Genomic DNA, 19,342 nt, shown 5'->3' with positions numbered 1-19,342 from the left:
ATGCATAGCTGGATTGTATAGCCTGTTAAGTAATATGTAGTAAATGAGCGTTTTGTGTTTTTTATCTTTCTTGCGTCATAATACGTGCAGCCGCAGCAAGAACATCATTATGCGCTTTGGCGTCTTTATCACTTGGTTGGGTAAAATAGGTCACCAGAATCAAGGGAGCTTTGTCTTTATCAGGCCAAATCACCGCAATATCATTTGTAGAACCATAGTCGCAGCGACCCGTTTTATCTCCCACAATCCAATTATCTGGCACCCCGGCACGAATGCTGGTACCGCCTGTTGTGTTTCCTTTCAACCACTCAACCAAGTATGCGCGTTGTGTTGCAGCAAGTGTGTTACCCAATGCCAATTTATACAGGCTGTCAGCCATAGCCTGTGGGGTTGTCGTGTCGCGCTCATCACCTGGCGTAACCATGTTTAATTCAGGTTCTTTACGATCAAGGCGGAATGTGTTGTCACCGATAGATCGAGCGAATCGTGTCACACTATGCGCCCCGCCTAATTGACCCAGTAGCAGATTCATCGCTGTATTGTCACTGTATTGAATGGTTGCGGCACTTAGCTCTGCCAGTGTCATGCCATCTTTGAGGTGTTTTTCTGTAATAGGGGTCCGCTTGGAAAACGGAAAATATCCCACGCTAAGGATGTTTTTCATACAACGAGTGTGGTGATGCCTGATTTCGATGGCGTTCCTACAACCGCAAAGCAGACATCACAAAATATTCAAATTTTTGCCTGATTAACCCGCGTAGACAATTCCTCGTGACTCTCTTTTCGCTCACTGTATCTGTCGGCCAGATAATCCTTATCCCCTTTCAGTAACAGCGTTATTTTGAACAATTCTTCGGTGACATCGACGATGCGATCATACCAGGAAGACGGTTTCATGCGCCCGTTCTCGTCGAATTCCTGCCAGGCTTTTGCCACTGATGACTGGTTGGGAATGGTGAACATTCGCATCCACCGCCCGAGGATCCGCATCTGATTGACTGCATTAAATGACTGCGACCCGCCACAGACCTGCATCACAGCAAGTGTTTTTCCCTGAGATGGACGAACAGCGCCCTCACTCAGCGGGATCCAGTCAATCTGCGCTTTCATCACTGAACTCATCGCACCATGTCGTTCCGGCGAACTCCAGATCATCCCGTCGCACCATCTGACCAGTCCACGCAGCTTCACAACTTTGGAATGAGTATCCGGGGCATCGTCTGGCAGCGGGAGTCCTGAAGGATTAAAGGTTTTAACCTCAGCCCCCATGGACGTCAGCAACCTGCCGGTTTCTTCCGCCGCTAAGCGACTGTAGGAACGCTCACGGACCGAACCATAGAGGATCAGAATACGTGGGGGAGCCTGCATCACCAGTCGTGTTCCTGCCTGTTGATCGAAGCACTCAGCATTCAGCGCGGATTTATTTCTCTCCATTTGAAATCTGTGCTTCAAAAAACAACACATATGATTTATCGTATGTGTATATCTAAACGCATTGAGGTTCAGAATGCTACAACCTGTTCAACTTTTTAAAATCCTCTCGGATGAGACGCGACTGACCATCATTATGCTGCTGAGGGAGTCCGGGGAATTGTGTGTCTGTGATATCTGTGGGGTGACATCTGAATCGCAACCGAAAGTATCGCGACATATGGCTATTCTTCGTGAGTCAGGCCTTGTTCTCGACCGCCGGGAAGGAAAGTGGATCCACTACAGACTGTCACCGCACATGCCTGCATGGGCGGCTGAGAATATCACTATAACCTGGCAGTGTATGCGCGAGGATGTTCGTCAGTGGTTGTCTGCTTCCGTATCGGCATCCTGCTAGATGACCTTCAGATACATTTCCTTAATCATATATATTGGAGTCTGAGATGTTACTTGCAGGGATTATTTTTTTACTGACACTCATTCTGGTCATCTGGCAACCGAGAGGCCTCAGCATTGGCTGGGGTGCCAGTATTGGTGCAGCACTGGCACTTGTCTGTGGCGTTATACACATTGATGACATTCCAGTTGTCTGGAGCATCGTCTGGAACGCAACCGCGACATTTGTTGCTGTGATTATCATCAGCCTGCTGCTCGATGAGTCAGGCTTTTTCGAATGGGCCGCATTGCATGTTTCGCGGTGGGGTAATGGGCGTGGGCGTCTACTGTTTACCTGGATAGTATTGCTTGGCGCAATTGTCGCCGCATTGTTTGCCAATGACGGTGCTGCACTCATTCTGACGCCGATCGTCATTGCCATGTTGCTCGCGCTTGGCTTCAGCAAAAGCACCACACTGGCCTTCGTCATGGCCGCCGGGTTTATTGCCGATACGGCCAGCCTGCCACTTATCGTTTCAAACCTGGTTAACATCGTTTCCGCTGACTTTTTTAGCCTCGGCTTTACACGATACGCCTCGGTCATGATCCCGGTTGATATTGCCGCTATCGCCACTACGCTGGCTATGCTGCATTTCTTTTTCCGCAGGGATATTCCCGCTACCTATGACGTTGCATTGCTTAAGACTCCGGCCAACGCGATTAAAGACCCTGCCACGTTCAAGGCTGGCTGGATTGTACTTATTGTTCTTCTTGCCGGATTTTTTGTCCTGGAGCCGCTGGGGATCCCGGTCAGTGCGATTGCTGCCGTGGGCGCGGCTATCCTGTTTGCCGTGGCAAAAAAGGGGCATACGATCAACACAGGCAAAGTCTTACGTGGTGCACCGTGGCAAATCGTTATTTTCTCTCTGGGAATGTACCTGGTGGTTTACGGTCTTCGCAACGCCGGACTGACAGAGCATCTCTCCGGGGTACTGAATGTGCTGGCAGAAAAGGGATTATGGGCAGCAACCTTTGGCACTGGCTTCCTGACGGCGTTCCTGTCGTCCGTCATGAACAACATGCCCACCGTGCTGATTGGCGCATTATCGATTGACGGAAGTACGGCATCCGGTGTCATCAAAGAAGCGATGATCTACGCCAACGTTATTGGATGCGATTTGGGACCAAAAATCACCCCCATCGGGAGTCTGGCAACCTTGCTGTGGTTGCACGTACTGTCCCAGAAAAACATGACCATCACATGGGGCTATTACTTTCGCACGGGCATTATCATGACGCTGCCCGTGCTGTTTGTCACTCTGGCCGCACTGGCGTTGCGGCTTTCCGTCACTTTGTAATGAGATACTGATATGAGCAATATAATCATCTATCACAATCCAGCCTGTGGCACGTCGCGCAACACGTTGGAGATGATCCGTAACAGCGGCACAGAGCCGACGATTATTCATTATCTTGAGACCCCGCCCTCACATGACGAGCTGGTAAAACTCATTGCCGATATGGGGATAACAGTCCGTGCGCTGCTGCGTAAGAACGTAGAGCCATACGAACAACTCGGTCTTGCCGACGATAAGTTTACTGACGAGCAGTTGCTCGGCTTTATGCTTCAGCATCCGATATTGATCAACCGTCCTGTTGTGGTGAGTCCCCTGGGGACGCGACTGTGCCGACCTTCTGAAGTGGTACTGGATATTCTTCCGGAGCCACAGAAAAGCGCATTTACAAAAGAAGATGGTGAAAGAGTCACCGACGAGTCAGGTAAACGACTCAGGTAATCGGTGAACCCCCATTCTCAGGTGCTGAATGCCGCTTTCACCCTGAGAATGGTTTGCCGGGTGGTGTTAAATTCACGGGCAACGGCGCTGACACTGCTTCCTGCATTGATGCGTTCCATCGCAGCCCGCTTTTGATCTTCGCTCAACGCTGATGGACGGCCAAAACGTTTTCCTGATGCTTTAGCTCGTGCAATACCAGAGTGTGTACGCTCAAGAAGCAAATCCCGTTCAAATTCCGCTACGGCGGAAATAACCTGCATGGTCATTCTCCCGGCAGCGCTTGTCGGATCAACACCTCCGAGCGCCAGGCAGTGAACACGAATATCTGAAGCAGCCAGCTGTTCCACCGTTTTTCTTATATCCATGGCATTACGGCCAAGGCGGTCCAGCTTGGTGACGATCAGCACATCACCATTTTCCATGCGATCAAGTAGGCGGATAAATCCGGGGCGTTCGCTGGCAGCAACCGAACCGCTGATATGCTCCTCAATCAGTCGCTGGGGTCTGATGGCAAAACCCGCCGCTTCAATTTCCCTTCGCTGATTCTCAGTGGTTTGCTCAAGTGTGGATACGCGGCAGTAAGCAAAAACGCGTGACATAGGAAACTTTCCGTACGAAATGGATGTCCGAATTATAGCGGCTGTCCGAAACGAATTTCACCTACTTTCGGACAGATTTACAGAATGGTGTACGAAACCGACCGGTTTCGGTCATAGCCAGTCCATAACATATGGAAACTATACGCGAGGGAAGCATTTATGCCACGGCGACAGATACTGAGCAGTGAAGAGCAGGAACGCTTACTGGTTATACCAGATGATGAAATTATTCTGACCCGAATGTGTTTTCTGAACGAACAGGATATTGCGCTCATTAATAAGCACCGACGGCCAGCGAATCGCCTGGGCTTTGCTGTATTACTCTGTTATCTGCGTGGACCTGGATTTATTCCGGACAAAAGCAGTGCTCCTCACAATGGCGTTGTATCCAGGGTTGCTTCCCGACTGAAGCTTCAGCCTGATTTATGGCAGGAATATGCATCCAGAGAGCAAACCCGCTGGGAACATCTGACCGAACTTTATCGCTACCTGGAATTATCCCCGTTCAGCCGGTCAATGCAAAAAGACTGTATCCGTCATCTGCACCCCTATGCCATGCGAACTGACAAAGGATTTATGCTGGCGGAAGAAATGTTCAGCTGGCTACATAACAATAATGTCATTTTCCCTTCTGTTGAAGTGATCGAACGGACACTTGCCGAAGTCGTCACGCTCGCTGACAGATCGGTATTTTCGGCACTTACCGCGCAACTGGAAAAGCAGCATAAATCAGCACTCGACAGCCTGCTCATATCAGAGGGTGAACAGCCTTCCCGTCTGGCATGGCTACTTCAGCCTCCGGGTAAAATCAACGGTAAAAACGTGCTGCAACATATCGATCGGCTTAATTCCATCGCCGCGCTGGGATTGCCTGATGGAATTGCGCTTTCCGTTCACCAGAACAGATTGCTTAAACTGGCGCGTGAGGGCAGGAAAATGAGCAGCAGAGACCTGGCAAAATTCACCGATGTCAGACGTTACGCTACGCTGGTTTGTATAATAACAGAGGCCAGGGCCACCCTGACTGACGAAGTCATTGATCTGCACGAGCGTATTCTGGGTACTCTGTTCAGCCGGGCAAAACGCACGCAGGCCGAACGACTCCAGCAAACGGGAAAGCTTATTCAGAGCAAGCTGAAGCAGTACGTTACCGTCGGGCAGGCGTTACTTAACGCCAGAGAATCTGGCGAAGATCCCTGGACTGCAATAGAAGACGTCCTTCCCTGGCAGGAATTCATCAACAGCGTGGAAGAAACGCGGTTTCTGTCCCGTAAGGGCAATTTCGACCCGCTTCACCTGATCACCGAAAAATACAGTACGCTGCGTAAATACGCCCCGCGTATGCTGTCAGCATTGCAGTTCATGGCGACACCTGCGGCGCAGTTGCTCAGCGATGCGCTGGACACTATAACGGAAATGTACCGTAAACTACTTCGTAAAGTGCCGCCATCAGCGCCAACAGGGTTTATCCCTGAAAGCTGGCGAAAACTGGTGCTCACGCCTTCAGGCATCGACCGCAAGTACTACGAGCTTTGCGTACTGAATTAACTCAAGGGGGCATTACGTTCCGGTGATATCTGGGTAAAAGGATCGCGCCGCTACAAAAATTTTGATGATTATCTCATCCCAACTGCTGAGTTTGATAAATCCCGACATAATGACCAGTTACAGTTGGCCGTTCAGACCGATTGCCAGGCATACCTTCAGGGCCGTATGACTCTTCTTGCATCGCGGCTGGAAGAAGTTAACGCGATGGCGTTTGCCAGTGATTTGCCCGATGTTGATATCTCAGATAAAGGCGTAAAAATCACTCCGCTGGAGAACAGCGTTCCTTCAGGTGTTTCGCCCTTTGCGGATTTGGTCTATGGCATGCTCCCCCATCCGAAAATTACGGAGATACTGGAAGAAGTTGACAGCTGGACGGGATTTACGCGTCACTTCGCGCACCTCAAAAATAATAACGTCAGACCAAAGGACGGAAGACTGTTGCTGACCACCATTCTGGCTGACGGCATCAATCTTGGGCTGACAAAAATGGCGGAATCCTGCCCTGGAGCCACAAGATCGTCACTCGAAGGTATTCAGGCATGGTACATCAGGGATGAAACTTATTCAGCGGCACTGGCCGAGCTGGTCAACGCTCAGAAAGCGCGACCTCTGGCCGCATTCTGGGGCGACGGGACAACATCGTCGTCAGATGGGCAGAACTTTCGGGTAGGCAGTCACGGACGTTATGCCGGTCAGGTCAATCTTAAATATGGTCAGGAGCCAGGCGTGCAGATATATACGCATATCTCAGACCAATACAGCCCGTTCTACGCCAAAGTGATCAGCCGGGTGCGCGACTCAACCCACGTGCTTGATGGCCTGCTGTACCATGAAAGCGATCTGGAAATTACCGAGCATTACACCGATACCGCAGGCTTCACTGAACATGTTTTCGCCCTGATGCACCTGCTGGGATTCGCTTTTGCGCCAAGGATCCGAGATCTTCATGACAAGCGGCTGTTTATTCATGGAAAGGCCGAGCGCTATCCGGGGCTTCAGTCCGTCATATCAACAACCAGCCTGAATTTCAAAGACATTGAGGCGCACTGGGATGAGGTATTACGCCTGGCAACCTCGATTAAACAGGGGACAGTCACCGCATCGCTGATGATGAAGAAGTTAGCCAGTTACCCAAAACAGAATGGGCTTGCCAAAGCGCTGAGAGAGATTGGCCGCATCGAGCGTACTCTGTTTATGCTGGACTGGTTCCGTGATCTCGGTCTGCGCCAACGCGTACAGGCGGGGCTGAATAAGGGTGAGGCCCGTAATGCCCTTGCGCGAGCGGTCTTTATGCATCGTTTGGGTGAAATCAGGGATCGCGGGCTGGAGAATCAGAGTTACCGCGCCAGCGGGCTGACGTTACTGACAGCGGCGATCACGTTGTGGAACACGGTATATATAGAAAGAGCCATTGAGTCACTGAAACGAAAAGGCATCCCGGTTAATGAGCAACTGGTATCTCATCTTTCTCCCCTGGGCTGGGAACATATCAATCTGAGTGGAGATTACGTCTGGCGTAATAATCTTAAGCTGGGGTCCGGGAAATATCGTCCATTACGCACAGTCGATACCGAATTGTACAAAAAGCAGTCTTAGCGTGGGATAATTTCCGTTTTCCAAGCGGACCCCTAATAGGGCTGTATTCAACGATGTCAGATTGCTGGTAGTGAATGCGCTGATTTAACAAATCTTTATCGGTTTCGCTTTTTTTCAGAAGAGCGGATACCGCCATCATTTTGCTGGTGCTACATAATGGAAAGCGCTCGTGTCCACGATAGGTGATTATTGAATGGTCTGCGGTGTAGATTAATACAACGCCAAGACGGCCATTGGCATTTTTTTCCATGGCCGAAAGTTGATTGGTAATTTGATTTTGTTGAGTAGTAGCATGGGTTGGAAACGTTATCAGGGTACCAAGTAGAGGGAAAATCGTTGCTGATATTCGTGTGAGTCTTAATGAGGAAAATGGCATATCAGGTATTTCCTTAAGGTAATGGAAATAATGTTAACGGGAAGCTGGATTGAGCAAATTATCTCGTGCTGATTATAAAACTGCCGCTTGTTATTGGCGGCAGTTTATTTACTATTTTCTTTAACCTATTTGTAATATCAGGCAACAGGGCGTGCCACAATATTACGGATTTCCATTCTGACTTCTTCAATGCGTACATTAATAATGTCATTCAAACGATGAACGGCTTCACCCTTAATAAGAACGGAACCGGTCTCTTGACTGCACTGAAGCTCATCACGCACGGCATGTAGGAATGGCCCTGGAACGAAAGCGATAGCACCATTGTCAACCAGACGAATGCGCAGGCCACCACGGGTAATATCCACAATCTCAGCAGAGAAAGTTTTATCTGTGCCAGCATGAGGATGTAGGAAACGGGCATAGAGCCAGTCGCCTACATCGCGTTCTGCCATGCGGTTTGCGCGACGACGATCTGTCAGTTGCAGGCAGACCTCTTCGGATGGCTTTTCTTCTTCGGTTTGCTGAATGATAGCTTTCAACAAACGGTGGTTAATAATATCGCTGTATTTACGGATAGGAGATGTCCAAGTCGCATAGGCATCAAAGCCCAGTCCAAAGTGTGGGCCTGGTTCGGGTTTGATTTCTGCAAACGTTTGGAAGCGACGGATACGGCTATCGAGGAATTGAGTCGGTTGTTGATCTAATTCACGGCGTAACTGGCAGAAACCATCCAGTTCTAGCAGTGCATTTGCTTCAGTTTCAATACCATTTTCCTTTAAAACGTCCACAACTTGATCAATTTGTGTTGGTTCGAAACCAGTATGAACGTTATAATCCACAGTCGGTTGTCGTTCTCTTTCTTTTGGACTCTTCCTACAAAACGGGTCAGAAATGGCTCAATCAAGGCTTCTGGTTCAGCGATTTCTTTCTCTTTATCGGTGTGAATGGCGGCGGTAATACGATCGCCATGCATCACTTTCTTCATCTGTGGTGGTGGAATGAAATAACTTTTCTGGCCATCGACTTCCAAAAATCCAAAGCCTTTTTCAGTTCCTTTAACTAAACCTTCTACGCGTAGGGTCTGAGCGTGGAGTTGCTGTTTTAGCTGTGCAAGCAGCGGATTGTCTTGAAACATAATAATCTGGGGAATATGGAGTTATTATCGATAATTTTGGATAACAGTTTTACGCGAATCAGGGGTATGGAGCAAGTAACATCTTATCAAAACACGCAAAACTGACTAAAAAGGCCAATAATTACACAGCTTATATCTGCTGAAAGCGGGTTCCTTCAGGCGATTGGTCAATGTCATCAAATTTTGTTGTGGGCCGATCCTTCCTACAATTCATGGCCAAGTGTGCGATAGACGGTTGGCTGGGGGATGGAGAATGGTTCGGCCAGATTGCTGATCGAGGGTTTTCCTACACAATATATGAACTTATGGATAATTTATTTATATCGCTGTTCTACTTAGGTATTTTTATCACTCGGTTTTATCAGCATACTCACACAGATCCTCAATAATACAAGATCCACAGCGAGGTTTACGGGCAATACAGGTATAGCGGCCGTGTAGAATCAACCAATGATGGCAATCAAGCTTGAATTCATCCGGTACAACTTTCAGTAACTTTCTCTCGACTTCATCAACGTTTTTTCCTGAGGCAAATTGGGTACGATTGCAGACACGAAAGATATGCGTATCGACGGCGATAGTCGGCCAGCCAAAAGCAGTATTTAAAACGACATTAGCGGTCTTGCGGCCAACTCCCGGCAGTGCTTCCAGAGCCGCGCGATCTTCCGGTACTTCGCCCTGGTGCTTTTCTAACAAAATGCGGCAGGTTTTAATCACGTTCTCGGCTTTGGTGTTATATAACCCGATGGTTTTTATATACTCTTTCAGATTGTCAACACCCAGATTGAGGATCGTCTGTGGAGTATTGGCAACCGGATACAACTTTGTGGTTGCTTTATTGACGCTGACGTCAGTCGCCTGTGCTGACAGTAATACAGATATCAGCAACTCAAAAGAAGAATTGAAAACCAACTCGGTGGTTGGCTGTGGGTTGTTATTCTGTAAGCGGGTTAAAATTGCGATCCGTTTTTGTTGATTCATACCTGATTACGTCCTTAGCTTTTCGTGATATGGCTGCCACAGCCTTTTTCTACGTTGTCATAGCGACATGCTTGATTATCAGCCCGATTTTTGATGCGTTCATCAATGATGTATTTTCCTGCCAGCATCAAGCCTAATCCGATAAATGCACCGGGTGGCAGGATGGCTAACAGGAATGGAGAATCCATATGCATAATTTCAATGCGTAATGATTTTGCCCAACTTCCCAATAACAGATCTGCGCCATCGAAAATGGTGCCATTTCCTAAGATTTCTCGTATGGTTCCCAGTACGAATAGGGAAAAGGTTGCGCCGAGCCCCATTGCAAGGCCATCAATTGTGGAATTGTAGATCGAGTTTTTTGATGCGTAAGCTTCAGCACGGCCAATGACGATGCAGTTAGTCACGATCAAAGGGATAAATATCCCCAATGACTCATATAATCCGAAGGCGAATGCATTGATTAACATCTGGACGGCACTAACGACAGAGGCAATGATCATCACATAAATAGGAATGCGGATTTCATGGGGAACCCAGCGTCGTAAGGCAGATACAGCAATGTTGGTACTTAATAAAACCAACGTTGTCGCTAACCCTAGCCCCAGAGCATTGGTGGCAGTAGAAGAGACAGCCAGCAAAGGACAAAGCCCCAATAGCTGGACTAATGCGGAGTTGTTTTTCCATAACCCCTGAGAAAATAGTTTCTTGGTTTCACTCATTATTCAACTCCACAAGTTGGTAGTGAAGAAAGTTGTGCGGGAATGGTTTTCAGATAGAGGGTTGTCCATTTAGCTGCATTTACGACGGCACGAGGCGTGATGGTTGCTCCTGTAAATTGGTCAAATTCCCCGCCGTCTTTTTTAACAGCCCAATGAGGATCGTTGTCTGAAACGACTTTTTTGTCAGAAAGAGAATAGATCCAATTGGAAATACGTGTGTCAATTTTATCGCCTAAACCCGGTGTTTCATGATGTTCAGTTACACGAACACCGAATACATTGCCTGAAAAATCAGCACCTACCAATAATTGGATTGCACCTGAATAGCCATCTGGTGCGGTACTTTCTATCGCCGCCGCAACGGGAGAGCCATTTTTACGGGCGAGATAAAGTCGATGGGGTTGTTTGTTGCCCAATGCATCAGCCGTCACCACATAGCATTCATCTTGCATATTATTGTTATACAGTGTGGGAGGGACAACTTGATCCAGCAGTATCTTGTGTTGTAGTGCAGCTTGCTCGGCAATCCGATCTTTTGTCAAAGAATAGACGATGGCAGTCAGCCCTGTAGTGCAGGCCGCAAAAATTGCGAGGGTAATCCCGTGGCGTCGCGTGGTTTCTAACATGGAATCCCCTTATTTATGGCCATAAGCACGAGGTTGAGTGTAATAGTCGATCAGTGGTACGCAGATATTTGCCAATAAGACGGCAAATGCTATGGCATCTGGATAACCACCATATACACGGATAATCCAAATCAACATACCGATAATAGCACCGTAAATTAGCCGGCCTTTTGATGTGGTTGATGCACTAACCGGATCGGTTGCGATAAAAAATGCGCCCAACATAGTTGCACCGGAAAAAATCTGGAGTAAAGGGGGTGAATAGCGGGTTGGGTCGATGAGCCAACTGAGTAAAGCACAGGTGCACAGCGCTAAAATAAATGCGGTTGGGATCTGCCAGCTAATAACTTTTCTGTTCAGCATGATCAGCCCCCCAATCAGGTAAGCGACATTGACCCACTGCCAGCCAATACCGACCAAAGTACCTTGTAATATTGGTTGCTGTAATACCTCATCAATATTATGGGTCAATCTGCCGGTTTTAAAGCTGTCCAGAGGTGTGGCTTGACTGAGCCCATCGATACCTTGTTGCAGATGAAGCAAAGTAGAACCATCAGGCGTATGCCCTGTAAAGATCACCATCAGGCAATCCCAAGGGGTCAACGTGAGTGCCTGGAAGGACACTGGTGGCAGCCAGCTTGTCATCTGTACAGGAAATGAGATAAGCAAAACGACATAACCCACCATGGCAGGGTTAAATGGGTTTTGTCCAAGCCCACCATACAGGTGTTTGGCGATGATAATCGCAAAGAATGTGCCAAGTACGATCAGCCACCACGGTGCTAAAGGGGGCAGGCTGATTCCTAACAGCAATCCTGTCACTAGCGCTGAGTTGTCTTTGAGGAATGGAGCTATCACCTGTTTTTTCATGGCAATGGCTACAGACTCAGCGAGTAAGGCGGTAATAACTGCCAGCAAGATCTGGAATAGGGTTCCATAGCCAAATAGATAGGTTTGTACCGCAATACCGGGTACGGCGGCTAAAACTACCCACAGCATGAGCTGGCTGGTACTTTTTTGATTGTGTGTAAAAGGCGAACTAGCGACTTTTAGCTGGTTATTGTCAGTTTTTACTGGCCTGAATTTCATCGATAAATGTCACTATTCTGTTGGAGTTTTTTGTTTTTCAAGCGCTGCTTTTTTGGCTTTCACGCGGGCGATAGCCGCAGCGACAGCAGCTTTGCGTGGATCAGCTTCTTCCGGTACAGCGGTAATATCTTCTTGCTGTAGCGTAGGTTTGGACTGATTTTGTACGGTTTTTTTAGCTTTAACCCTAGCGATGGCCGCAGAGACGGCTGCCTTACGTGGATCTTGTTTATCATCAGCGTTATTTGGTGAATCTTTTTGTGACGTTGTCACCTTTTCACTTTGAGTCGCCTTTTTCGCTTTTGCTCTGGCTATTGCGGCTGCAAGTGCAGCTTTGCGAGGATCATCGCTTTCAGTTGGTGTGGTGGGTTCTGTATTTACGGTTATTGCTGCTGGTTTCTTTTCCTGACGAATACGCAATTGCTCTTTTCTAGCTTTACGTGCTGCAATGGCTGCTTCATTATCAGGTAATTGCCCAGCTTGAACATTGATAGCTTCACCAGCATTTTTCTGTTTTTCCTTCACACGGCTAAGGGCCGCCTGTATAGCGCTTTGATCTTTGTTATCCACTTGAACAGTCGATTTTTTATGACGTTCCTCGCGAGCCAGTTTTTCTTGTTCCATACGCGTTTGTTTGGCTTCAAAGCGGATTTTGGCTTCGGCCGAACGGCGTGTTTCTGCATCTATGGCGCGTATTTCTGCTTTTTCCTGACGGTAGTATTGAACCAAAGGAATATTGCTTGGACACACGTAAGCGCAGGCACCACATTCAATACAGTCGAACAGATGATGATTTTTGGCTTTTTTATGTTCCTGGCCGCGACTGAACCAGTAAAGCTGCTGAGGTAATAGACCCACTGGGCAAGCTTCAACACATAAGCCACAGCGGATACAGGCCTCTTCAACCGTTTTCGGTTCCATTTCTTGAATGGAAGGGGCAAGAATGCAGTTACTGATTTTGACGACAGGTACGTTTAAATCTGGCAGGGTAAAGCCCATTAATGGCCCTCCCATAATAACCATCTGTTCTGACTTGGCTTTGAATCCTGCTTGTTGCAGCAGGAATTGAACGGGGGTACCCAGACGCGCCCAGAAATTTCCGGGTGCAGTAACGGCTTCTCCAGTCAGAGTCACGATACGTTCGATTAACGGCTCTCCATCGATAATAGCTCGTTTGATGGCCATGACTGTGCCGACATTCTGCATGAGAACACCAATATCGGAGGAGCGCCTACCAGATGGTACTTCTTTGCCTGTCAGGATCTTGGTAAGTTGCTTTGCACCACCAGACGGGTATTTTGTGGGAATAACACGTACAACGATGGAGTCGTCACCATTAAGAGCGGTATTCAGCGCATCAATCGCTTCAGGCTTATTATCTTCAATACCAATCAACACTCGCTCTGGATTGAGTAAGTGCATCAAGATGCGTATACCTTCAATAACTTCGTTGGCATGTTCCTGCATCAGACGATCATCTGCTGTGATGTACGGTTCACACTCTGCTGCATTGATGATCAACGTTTTTAGATCGTGCCGACTACCTTGTAGTTTTGACGCGGTAGGGAAGCCCGCGCCACCCAGACCGGCAATACCTGCCTGTTGAATACGTTGCAATAAAGTGCTGGTATTGAGGGAAGTGTAATCCGTGGTTTGAATACGTTCACACCATTTATCTTCACCATCTGGATACAGGCGGACACATAATTCTTTCAGTCCGGAAGGGTGAGCAGTGACACAGGGTTCAATTGCCGTGATAGTCCCTGACGTAGATGCATGGACTGGTACGGTACGGCCTGTACCAACCGTCAAAGGCTGGCCTTTCAGTACCTTGTCACCAACTTTAACCAGTAATTCACCTTCTGGGCCTAAATGTTGTTGCAGAGGAATAATTAATTCATCCGGTAGTGGCGCGTGGCGTAATGGGGTACGGCTGGATTGCAGTTTCATTTCTGGTGGATGGATACCACCCTCAAAGTCCCAGATTTTATTTTTATTAAGCAAGTTGAACAGATTAAACATTAGCTTTAACCTCAACAGGCTTAGTAGGAGAAACAAAGATTGGATTAATCGGAATATTTCTGACCGGAATGGAATTCAAATCCCATTTCCAGTTTGATGTAGTAGTAGCGACAGGGATCATTGTGATGCAATCTGTTGGACAAGGTGCGACACACAGATCACAGCCAGTACAGAGATCTTCAACTACAGTGTGTATTGCACGGTTTGCGCCAATAATGGCATCGACCGGACATGCCTGAATGCATTTGGTGCAGCCTATGCAGTTCTCCTCATCAATGAAAGCCACCTTTCTTGCTGGATTCTGTACACTGTCATCGCCATCCAGCGGCTGAGGGTCAACACCCAGCAGTTCTGACATCTTGAGCATTACCTGCTCTCCGCCTGGAGCGCATTTGTTTATCATCTCTCCATTATTGGCAATTGCTTCTGCATACGGGCGACAGCCCGGGTAGCTACATTGCCCACATTGACTCTGAGGCAACAGGTTATCGATTTTCTCAACAATAGGATCTTCTTCTACTTTAAAACGACGGGCAGCAAAACCTAGAATTAAGCCAAAGGTTAACCCCAGCAGGCTCAACACACCGATAGCAATCCATAATGACATCATTAGAATTTCACCAAACCACTAAAGCCCATAAATGCAAGGGACATCAGCCCTGCAGTAATAAGCCCTATCGATGAACCACGAAAAGGGGCAGGAATGTTGGCAACTGCCAGACGTTCACGAATGGCGGCGAACAGTACCATCACAAGGGAAAAACCAACTGCGGCGCTGAAACCATATATGGCTGATTGCAGAAAGTTATGTGATTGATTGACGTTCAGCAACGCGACACCGAGAACTGCGCAGTTAGTTGTGATCAATGGCAAAAAAATCCCCAGTAACCGATAGAGCGTCGGGCTGGTTTTTCGGACGACCAACTCGGTGAATTGGACGACAACGGCGATAACGAGGATAAAACTCAGTGTGCGTAAATAAACTAAATCCAATGGTACAAGAATAAAGGTGTTTATCAGCCAGGAGCTGATGGAGGCGAGGGTCAGAACAAATGTTGTTGCCAGCCCCATGCCAATGGCTGTTTCGAGTTTTTTGGAAACGCCCATAAAAGGACATAAGCCCAAAAATTTTACTAAAACAAAATTATTAACTAACACTGTGCCAATAAACAAAAGAAGGTATTCAGTCATTGCTATACCTGAAAATAATATATTTGAAAGTAAAGTACTGTTTATAGTCAATGAAAATGACAGAGATTGCCCCATCTTGCGATGAAACAAGCGGGGCAATGATAACAATCGATTGTGGGGGATGTTATCGATCTTGTGTGAAAGTCATTTTCACCCGATGGGAACGCTTGATATAAGGAACGAAAACAGCGGCAGCTAATAGCGGCCATAACAGCGAACGAATAGCCATCTCGTCAGAAATGGGGGAAAAGGCGAAGGTTTTTATGGCAATTAGGACAGAGACCATGAGCCAGATAATAAAGATACGCGGGAATCGTTTTGAACGAATAAAAAGCAACTTTAATACCCAGAGAGTAAAACACCACATCATTGCCGTGGTTAATAATGATATATACCACATAGTGGTAAAGTTTCCGTCTACTTGGTGGACAGCTTCGTTTTTGTAGATGAGCGTTATTAAATATAGCAATAGCATTAAACTGGCCGCAATAAGTGTCATAATCAGATAGGCGGCGGGAGCCAATAACCAGCCGTTAATACGGTAATAATCATTGGATTGATACATAAAGAATCTTCACTCCATGATGAGCGTTTTGATATAGGAAAAAGATAGTAACACAGGAACTTTGATTATTTGCTAATTGGTGAAAGGTGGTGATATTTTCTGACCTCTTGAGACCCGTTAGCTGTATTACAAAAATTTTGAGGGGCGGTTATGAGTGATTTTTTAAAGGTTGGCTTAGTAGGGTATGGTTATGCAAGTAAAACGTTCCATGCGCCATTAATTGCAGGTACATCTAATGTTGAATTAGTTGCGATTTCCAGCAGTGATACAGAAAAAGTCAGAAAAGATTGGCCGACTGTTACTGTAGTTTCCTCGCCGGAAGCATTATTCAGTGATCCAGATATTGACCTGATTGTGATCCCAACGCCCAATGATACTCATTATCCATTGGCACAGAAAGCTCTGGCGGCTGGTAAACATGTCGTAGTTGATAAACCTTTCACCATTACAGTGGAAGAAGCTGAAGCACTTAAAAAGCAGGCGGAAGAGGCTAACTTGTTGCTGTCTGTCTTCCATAATCGCCGTTGGGATGCCGGGTTTTTAACAGTTAAGTCATTGATTCAAGAAAATCGATTGGGAAAATTGAAATATTATGAATCCCACTTTGACCGTTACCGTCCGGTGGTTCGTCAGCGCTGGCGGGAAGCTGCAGGAGCTGGTGGAGGAATTTGGTACGATTTGGGGCCTCATTTATTGGATCAGGCGGTTCAACTCTTTGGTAAGCCACATGCTATCACCGTGGATTTAGGTATGATTCGCCCAAATGCTGAGGCGGTGGACTATTTTCATGCTCAGTTGAATTATCCAGATTTGAAAGTTGTATTGCATGCAACAACGGTCGCAGCGGCAGAGTCTCCGATTTATATACTGCATGGTATGGAAGGTAGTTATGTGAAGTATGGCTTGGATACACAAGAAGAGCGTTTGAAAGCAAGGGAAAGACCACCACGGACTGATTGGGGATACGATGTACGCGATGGAAGCGTGACGGTGTCACAAGGAGACGATTTGATAACGCAAATTATTCCGACCCTACCGGGCAATTATGGCGCATATTATGCGGCTATCCGTGATGCTATTGTGGCTGGAAAACCCAACCCTGTGACTGCAAACGAGGCTATTTTGATCATGAAACTGATTGAAGCCGGTGAAAAATCAGCAAAAGAGCAACGCACGATCCTTATCGACTGGGAATGATAGAGCAAGGGGAGCAATATTGATGAGCTGGTGGCAGAAATTAAGAATCGACCCTTTTCTGGTAACACTAATTACAGTGGTGATCATAGCAACGCTTTTCCCCTGTGAAGGAGAATCGAAAAAGTGGTTTCAATATTTGACGACAGCGGCTATTGCACTTCTGTTTTTCATGCATGGAGCCAAGCTGTCCCGTAGTGCGATTCTAGCCGGAATTGGGCACTGGCGGCTGCATCTGGTGATTTTCCTGAGTACCTTTGTTTTGTTCCCGATATTGGGAATGGGGCTGTATTTTATTGTACCGGAATGGCTGTTGCCAACGGTCTATATGGGATTTCTTTATCTTTGCGCTTTGCCTGCTACCGTGCAATCTGCTATCGCCTTTACTTCCGTAGCAAAGGGCAATGTCGCAGCAGCCATATGCAGTGCTTCGGCTTCCAGTTTGTTGGGTGTGTTTATTTCTCCATTATTGGTCGGTTTGTTGATTCAGACTAATGATGGTGGTGGTCATACTGATACGTGGAAAGCGATAAAAGATATTATCCTGCAACTGATGGTGCCATTTATTGCCGGGCACCTATCGCGTCCACTGATTGCCAGTTGGGTGGAAAAACATAAAAAATTGGTCAACACGACTGACCGATCTTCTATTTTGCTGGTGGTGTATGTTGCATTCAGTGAGGCGGTGGTGGAGGGTATCTGGCATAAAATTGATGCTTACTCACTTATGATGATTGGCGTTGTGTGCTGTGTTTTATTGGCAATGGTATTGATGATTAATGTATACAGCTCGCGTTTGTTTGGGTTCAGTAAAGAAGATGAAATTACTATTGTCTTCTGTGGCTCCAAAAAAAGCCTCGCCAATGGTGTGCCGATGGCTAATGTATTGTTTCCGGCTTCAATGGTAGGTGTGATGCTGCTACCGTTGATGATTTTTCATCAGATTCAACTGATGGTTTGTGCAGTACTTGCCCAGCGTTATGCAAGGCGTCCAAAAAAGGCAGATTAACTTTCTGCCTTCTCAATAAAGACTGCTTTTTAGCAGTCTTCTAGCGATTTGCAGCCTTGGCTTTCAGCGCTTGTTTTTCTGCTTCGCTGAGGAATGCAGTTTTCAATCCATTAATCTGTGCTTGTCGGATTTGTTCGGATGATAACCCAGCCGCAGGCGCAGCAACGTTGTATTCGTGGCGAATTTCGATCCCTTCAACTGCTGGGTCATCTGTATTGATTGATGCCAGAATGCCATGCGCAAGGAATTGTTTCAGCGGATGGGCTGACAGGGAATTTACTGTACTGGTTTGCAGGTTCGATGTCAGACAAGATTCAATACCGATGCCGTGTTTTGTCAGGTAATCCATCAATGCGGGATCGGTAATTGCCTTCACACCGTGGCCGATCCGGGTTGCTCCTAAATCACGAATAGCGTGCCAAATACTTTCTGCACCAGCGGCTTCTCCAGCATGTACACTAATGTTCCAACCTGCATCACGTGCTTGGATAAAATGCTGCTCAAACAGATGACCAGGGAAGCCAAGCTCATCACCTGCCAAATCCAGCGCTGTAATGTGTTGTTTATGAGCGAGAAGGCCAGCGAGTTCCTGAGAACAGGCCTTTTCGCCAAACGTTCTGCTTAGAATGCCAATCAAACGTATCTGAACATCAAGTTGCTGACTGGCAGAATGAATACCATCAATTACCGCTTCAACCACACCTTCAACAGGGAGCTGATGTTTCATCGCCATGTAGTAAGGTGAGAAACGCAGTTCTGCATAATCAAGCCCAGCATTGACCGCATCTTCAACGTTTTCAATGGCAACACGGCGGCAGGCATCTAAATCTGCCAGTACCGCTACTCCCCAATCCAGTTTTTGCAGGAAACTGATAAGATTAGGTTCGTTTTCAGTGATCTGGACATGAGGACGCAATGCTTCCAGCTCATAAGCTGGTAACGGGATATTATGCTGACGGGCGAGTTCCAGAATGGTTTCAGGACGAATGTTGCCGTCAAGGTGACGGTGTAAATCGGTCAGGGGAAGCCGTATATCAATCATTTTTTATCCTTATTATCAAACAGATATATACAAAAAAGCCAGTCA

Annotated in this window: 17 protein-coding genes and 3 pseudogenes; 6 read left to right on the top strand and 14 right to left on the bottom strand. The window is 47.1% G+C overall.

Translation table 11 applies throughout. The features are described from left to right. Positions 1–61: 61 nt before the first annotated feature. Positions 62–616: pseudogene (gene bla, locus NXS07_RS06515) on the bottom strand (class A beta-lactamase); the annotation flags it as partial. 116 nt (positions 617–732) lie between these two features. Next, on the bottom strand, positions 733–1,434 hold the full coding sequence (gene arsH, locus NXS07_RS06510) for an arsenical resistance protein ArsH (RefSeq protein ID WP_258086401.1): 702 nt from the start codon (positions 1,432–1,434) through the stop codon (positions 733–735). A 73-nt stretch (positions 1,435–1,507) separates the two neighbouring features. Here arsH and NXS07_RS06505 point away from each other — a divergent pair, with 73 nt between their 5' ends. Genes NXS07_RS06505 through arsC form a run of 3 tightly spaced genes read left to right on the top strand, consistent with a single transcriptional unit; the run spans position 1,508 to position 3,602 of the window. Beyond that, complete coding sequence (locus tag NXS07_RS06505) at positions 1,508–1,828, top strand: metalloregulator ArsR/SmtB family transcription factor (RefSeq protein WP_258086400.1); 321 nt, start codon at positions 1,508–1,510, stop codon at positions 1,826–1,828. Positions 1,829–1,874: 46 nt separating this feature from the next. Further along, positions 1,875–3,164 (top strand): arsenic transporter, encoded by a 1,290-nt coding sequence (locus NXS07_RS06500; protein ID WP_258086399.1) that lies wholly within the window; start codon positions 1,875–1,877, stop codon positions 3,162–3,164. Positions 3,165–3,176: 12 nt separating this feature from the next. Beyond that, complete coding sequence (gene arsC / locus NXS07_RS06495; protein WP_258086398.1) at positions 3,177–3,602, top strand: glutaredoxin-dependent arsenate reductase; 426 nt, start codon at positions 3,177–3,179, stop codon at positions 3,600–3,602. A gap of 17 nt (positions 3,603–3,619) precedes the next feature. On the opposite strand, the gene NXS07_RS06490 is transcribed toward arsC, so the two are convergent. Beyond that, on the bottom strand, positions 3,620–4,201 hold the full coding sequence (locus tag NXS07_RS06490) for a recombinase family protein (RefSeq protein ID WP_258086397.1): 582 nt from the start codon (positions 4,199–4,201) through the stop codon (positions 3,620–3,622). Positions 4,202–4,360: 159 nt separating this feature from the next. On the opposite strand from NXS07_RS06490, the pseudogene NXS07_RS06485 reads away from it, so the two are divergent. After that, positions 4,361–7,345 (top strand): annotated as a pseudogene (locus NXS07_RS06485) (Tn3 family transposase). On the opposite strand, the gene NXS07_RS06480 reads toward NXS07_RS06485, so the two are convergent. The 10 genes and pseudogenes from NXS07_RS06480 to NXS07_RS06435 all read right to left on the bottom strand — a co-directional run bounded on the left by NXS07_RS06480 (position 7,275) and on the right by NXS07_RS06435 (position 16,052). After that, complete coding sequence (locus NXS07_RS06480; protein ID WP_498063294.1) at positions 7,275–7,721, bottom strand: serine hydrolase; 447 nt, start codon at positions 7,719–7,721, stop codon at positions 7,275–7,277. The pseudogene NXS07_RS06485 and the gene NXS07_RS06480 overlap by 71 nt on opposite strands. A 137-nt stretch (positions 7,722–7,858) precedes the next feature. Continuing rightward, positions 7,859–8,859 (bottom strand): annotated as a pseudogene (locus NXS07_RS06475) (RNB domain-containing ribonuclease). Positions 8,860–9,207: 348 nt separating this feature from the next. Then, a complete protein-coding gene (gene nth / locus NXS07_RS06470; RefSeq protein ID WP_258086396.1) occupies positions 9,208–9,840 on the bottom strand; it encodes an endonuclease III in 633 nt (210 codons plus the stop codon). A gap of 14 nt (positions 9,841–9,854) precedes the next feature. Then, entirely contained in the window at positions 9,855–10,562 is a 708-nt protein-coding gene (locus NXS07_RS06465) for an electron transport complex subunit E (RefSeq protein ID WP_238126447.1), read from the bottom strand. Next, positions 10,562–11,188: an electron transport complex subunit RsxG gene (rsxG, locus tag NXS07_RS06460; RefSeq protein ID WP_258086395.1), complete on the bottom strand. Its 627-nt coding sequence runs from the start codon at positions 11,186–11,188 to the stop codon at positions 10,562–10,564. The genes NXS07_RS06465 and rsxG overlap by 1 nt, the downstream gene beginning before the upstream one ends. A gap of 9 nt (positions 11,189–11,197) precedes the next feature. Further along, positions 11,198–12,277: an electron transport complex subunit RsxD gene (gene rsxD, locus NXS07_RS06455; protein WP_258086394.1), complete on the bottom strand. Its 1,080-nt coding sequence runs from the start codon at positions 12,275–12,277 to the stop codon at positions 11,198–11,200. Between the two features lie 12 nt (positions 12,278–12,289). Beyond that, complete coding sequence (gene rsxC, locus NXS07_RS06450) at positions 12,290–14,296, bottom strand: electron transport complex subunit RsxC (RefSeq protein WP_258086393.1); 2,007 nt, start codon at positions 14,294–14,296, stop codon at positions 12,290–12,292. Then, complete coding sequence (gene rsxB / locus NXS07_RS06445; RefSeq protein ID WP_038202739.1) at positions 14,289–14,906, bottom strand: electron transport complex subunit RsxB; 618 nt, start codon at positions 14,904–14,906, stop codon at positions 14,289–14,291. The genes rsxC and rsxB overlap by 8 nt, the downstream gene beginning before the upstream one ends. Beyond that, the gene (gene rsxA, locus NXS07_RS06440; RefSeq protein ID WP_038202736.1) at positions 14,906–15,487 is read right to left on the bottom strand and encodes an electron transport complex subunit RsxA; all 582 of its coding nucleotides are present in this window, start codon (positions 15,485–15,487) and stop codon (positions 14,906–14,908) included. The genes rsxB and rsxA overlap by 1 nt, the downstream gene beginning before the upstream one ends. Positions 15,488–15,611: 124 nt before the next feature. Further along, complete coding sequence (locus tag NXS07_RS06435) at positions 15,612–16,052, bottom strand: DUF2569 domain-containing protein (RefSeq protein ID WP_038218407.1); 441 nt, start codon at positions 16,050–16,052, stop codon at positions 15,612–15,614. A gap of 150 nt (positions 16,053–16,202) precedes the next feature. Between NXS07_RS06435 and NXS07_RS06430 the strand changes: the two genes are divergently transcribed. Both NXS07_RS06430 and NXS07_RS06425 read left to right on the top strand, forming a co-directional pair. Beyond that, on the top strand, positions 16,203–17,249 hold the full coding sequence (locus NXS07_RS06430; protein ID WP_038224822.1) for an oxidoreductase: 1,047 nt from the start codon (positions 16,203–16,205) through the stop codon (positions 17,247–17,249). A 22-nt stretch (positions 17,250–17,271) separates the two neighbouring features. Next, positions 17,272–18,255: a bile acid:sodium symporter family protein gene (locus NXS07_RS06425; RefSeq protein ID WP_038224819.1), complete on the top strand. Its 984-nt coding sequence runs from the start codon at positions 17,272–17,274 to the stop codon at positions 18,253–18,255. Positions 18,256–18,295: 40 nt separating this feature from the next. On the opposite strand, the gene add is transcribed toward NXS07_RS06425, so the two are convergent. Then, the gene (gene add / locus NXS07_RS06420) at positions 18,296–19,297 is read right to left on the bottom strand and encodes an adenosine deaminase (RefSeq protein WP_258086392.1); all 1,002 of its coding nucleotides are present in this window, start codon (positions 19,295–19,297) and stop codon (positions 18,296–18,298) included. Positions 19,298–19,342 lie beyond the last annotated feature (45 nt).

Source organism: Xenorhabdus bovienii (assembly GCF_024721015.1).
Lineage (GTDB): Bacteria > Pseudomonadota > Gammaproteobacteria > Enterobacterales > Enterobacteriaceae > Xenorhabdus > Xenorhabdus bovienii.
This window is presented reverse-complemented; position numbering and strand designations above follow the sequence as displayed.

Excerpts from the sequence above, each read along its gene's own strand:
- arsH (WP_258086401.1), bottom strand. The coding sequence starts at position 1,434 with ATGGAGAGAAATAAATCCGCGCTGAATGCTGAGTGCTTCGATCAACAG.
- NXS07_RS06505 (WP_258086400.1), top strand. The coding sequence starts at position 1,508 with ATGCTACAACCTGTTCAACTTTTTAAAATCCTCTCGGATGAGACGCGA.
- NXS07_RS06500 (WP_258086399.1), top strand. The coding sequence starts at position 1,875 with ATGTTACTTGCAGGGATTATTTTTTTACTGACACTCATTCTGGTCATC.
- arsC (WP_258086398.1), top strand. The coding sequence starts at position 3,177 with ATGAGCAATATAATCATCTATCACAATCCAGCCTGTGGCACGTCGCGC.
- NXS07_RS06490 (WP_258086397.1), bottom strand. The coding sequence starts at position 4,201 with ATGTCACGCGTTTTTGCTTACTGCCGCGTATCCACACTTGAGCAAACC.
- NXS07_RS06480 (WP_498063294.1), bottom strand. The coding sequence starts at position 7,721 with ATGCCATTTTCCTCATTAAGACTCACACGAATATCAGCAACGATTTTC.
- nth (WP_258086396.1), bottom strand. The coding sequence starts at position 9,840 with ATGAATCAACAAAAACGGATCGCAATTTTAACCCGCTTACAGAATAAC.
- NXS07_RS06465 (WP_238126447.1), bottom strand. The coding sequence starts at position 10,562 with ATGAGTGAAACCAAGAAACTATTTTCTCAGGGGTTATGGAAAAACAAC.
- rsxG (WP_258086395.1), bottom strand. The coding sequence starts at position 11,188 with ATGTTAGAAACCACGCGACGCCACGGGATTACCCTCGCAATTTTTGCG.
- rsxD (WP_258086394.1), bottom strand. The coding sequence starts at position 12,277 with ATGAAATTCAGGCCAGTAAAAACTGACAATAACCAGCTAAAAGTCGCT.
- rsxC (WP_258086393.1), bottom strand. The coding sequence starts at position 14,296 with ATGTTTAATCTGTTCAACTTGCTTAATAAAAATAAAATCTGGGACTTT.
- rsxB (WP_038202739.1), bottom strand. The coding sequence starts at position 14,906 with ATGATGTCATTATGGATTGCTATCGGTGTGTTGAGCCTGCTGGGGTTA.
- rsxA (WP_038202736.1), bottom strand. The coding sequence starts at position 15,487 with ATGACTGAATACCTTCTTTTGTTTATTGGCACAGTGTTAGTTAATAAT.
- NXS07_RS06435 (WP_038218407.1), bottom strand. The coding sequence starts at position 16,052 with ATGTATCAATCCAATGATTATTACCGTATTAACGGCTGGTTATTGGCT.
- NXS07_RS06430 (WP_038224822.1), top strand. The coding sequence starts at position 16,203 with ATGAGTGATTTTTTAAAGGTTGGCTTAGTAGGGTATGGTTATGCAAGT.
- NXS07_RS06425 (WP_038224819.1), top strand. The coding sequence starts at position 17,272 with ATGAGCTGGTGGCAGAAATTAAGAATCGACCCTTTTCTGGTAACACTA.
- add (WP_258086392.1), bottom strand. The coding sequence starts at position 19,297 with ATGATTGATATACGGCTTCCCCTGACCGATTTACACCGTCACCTTGAC.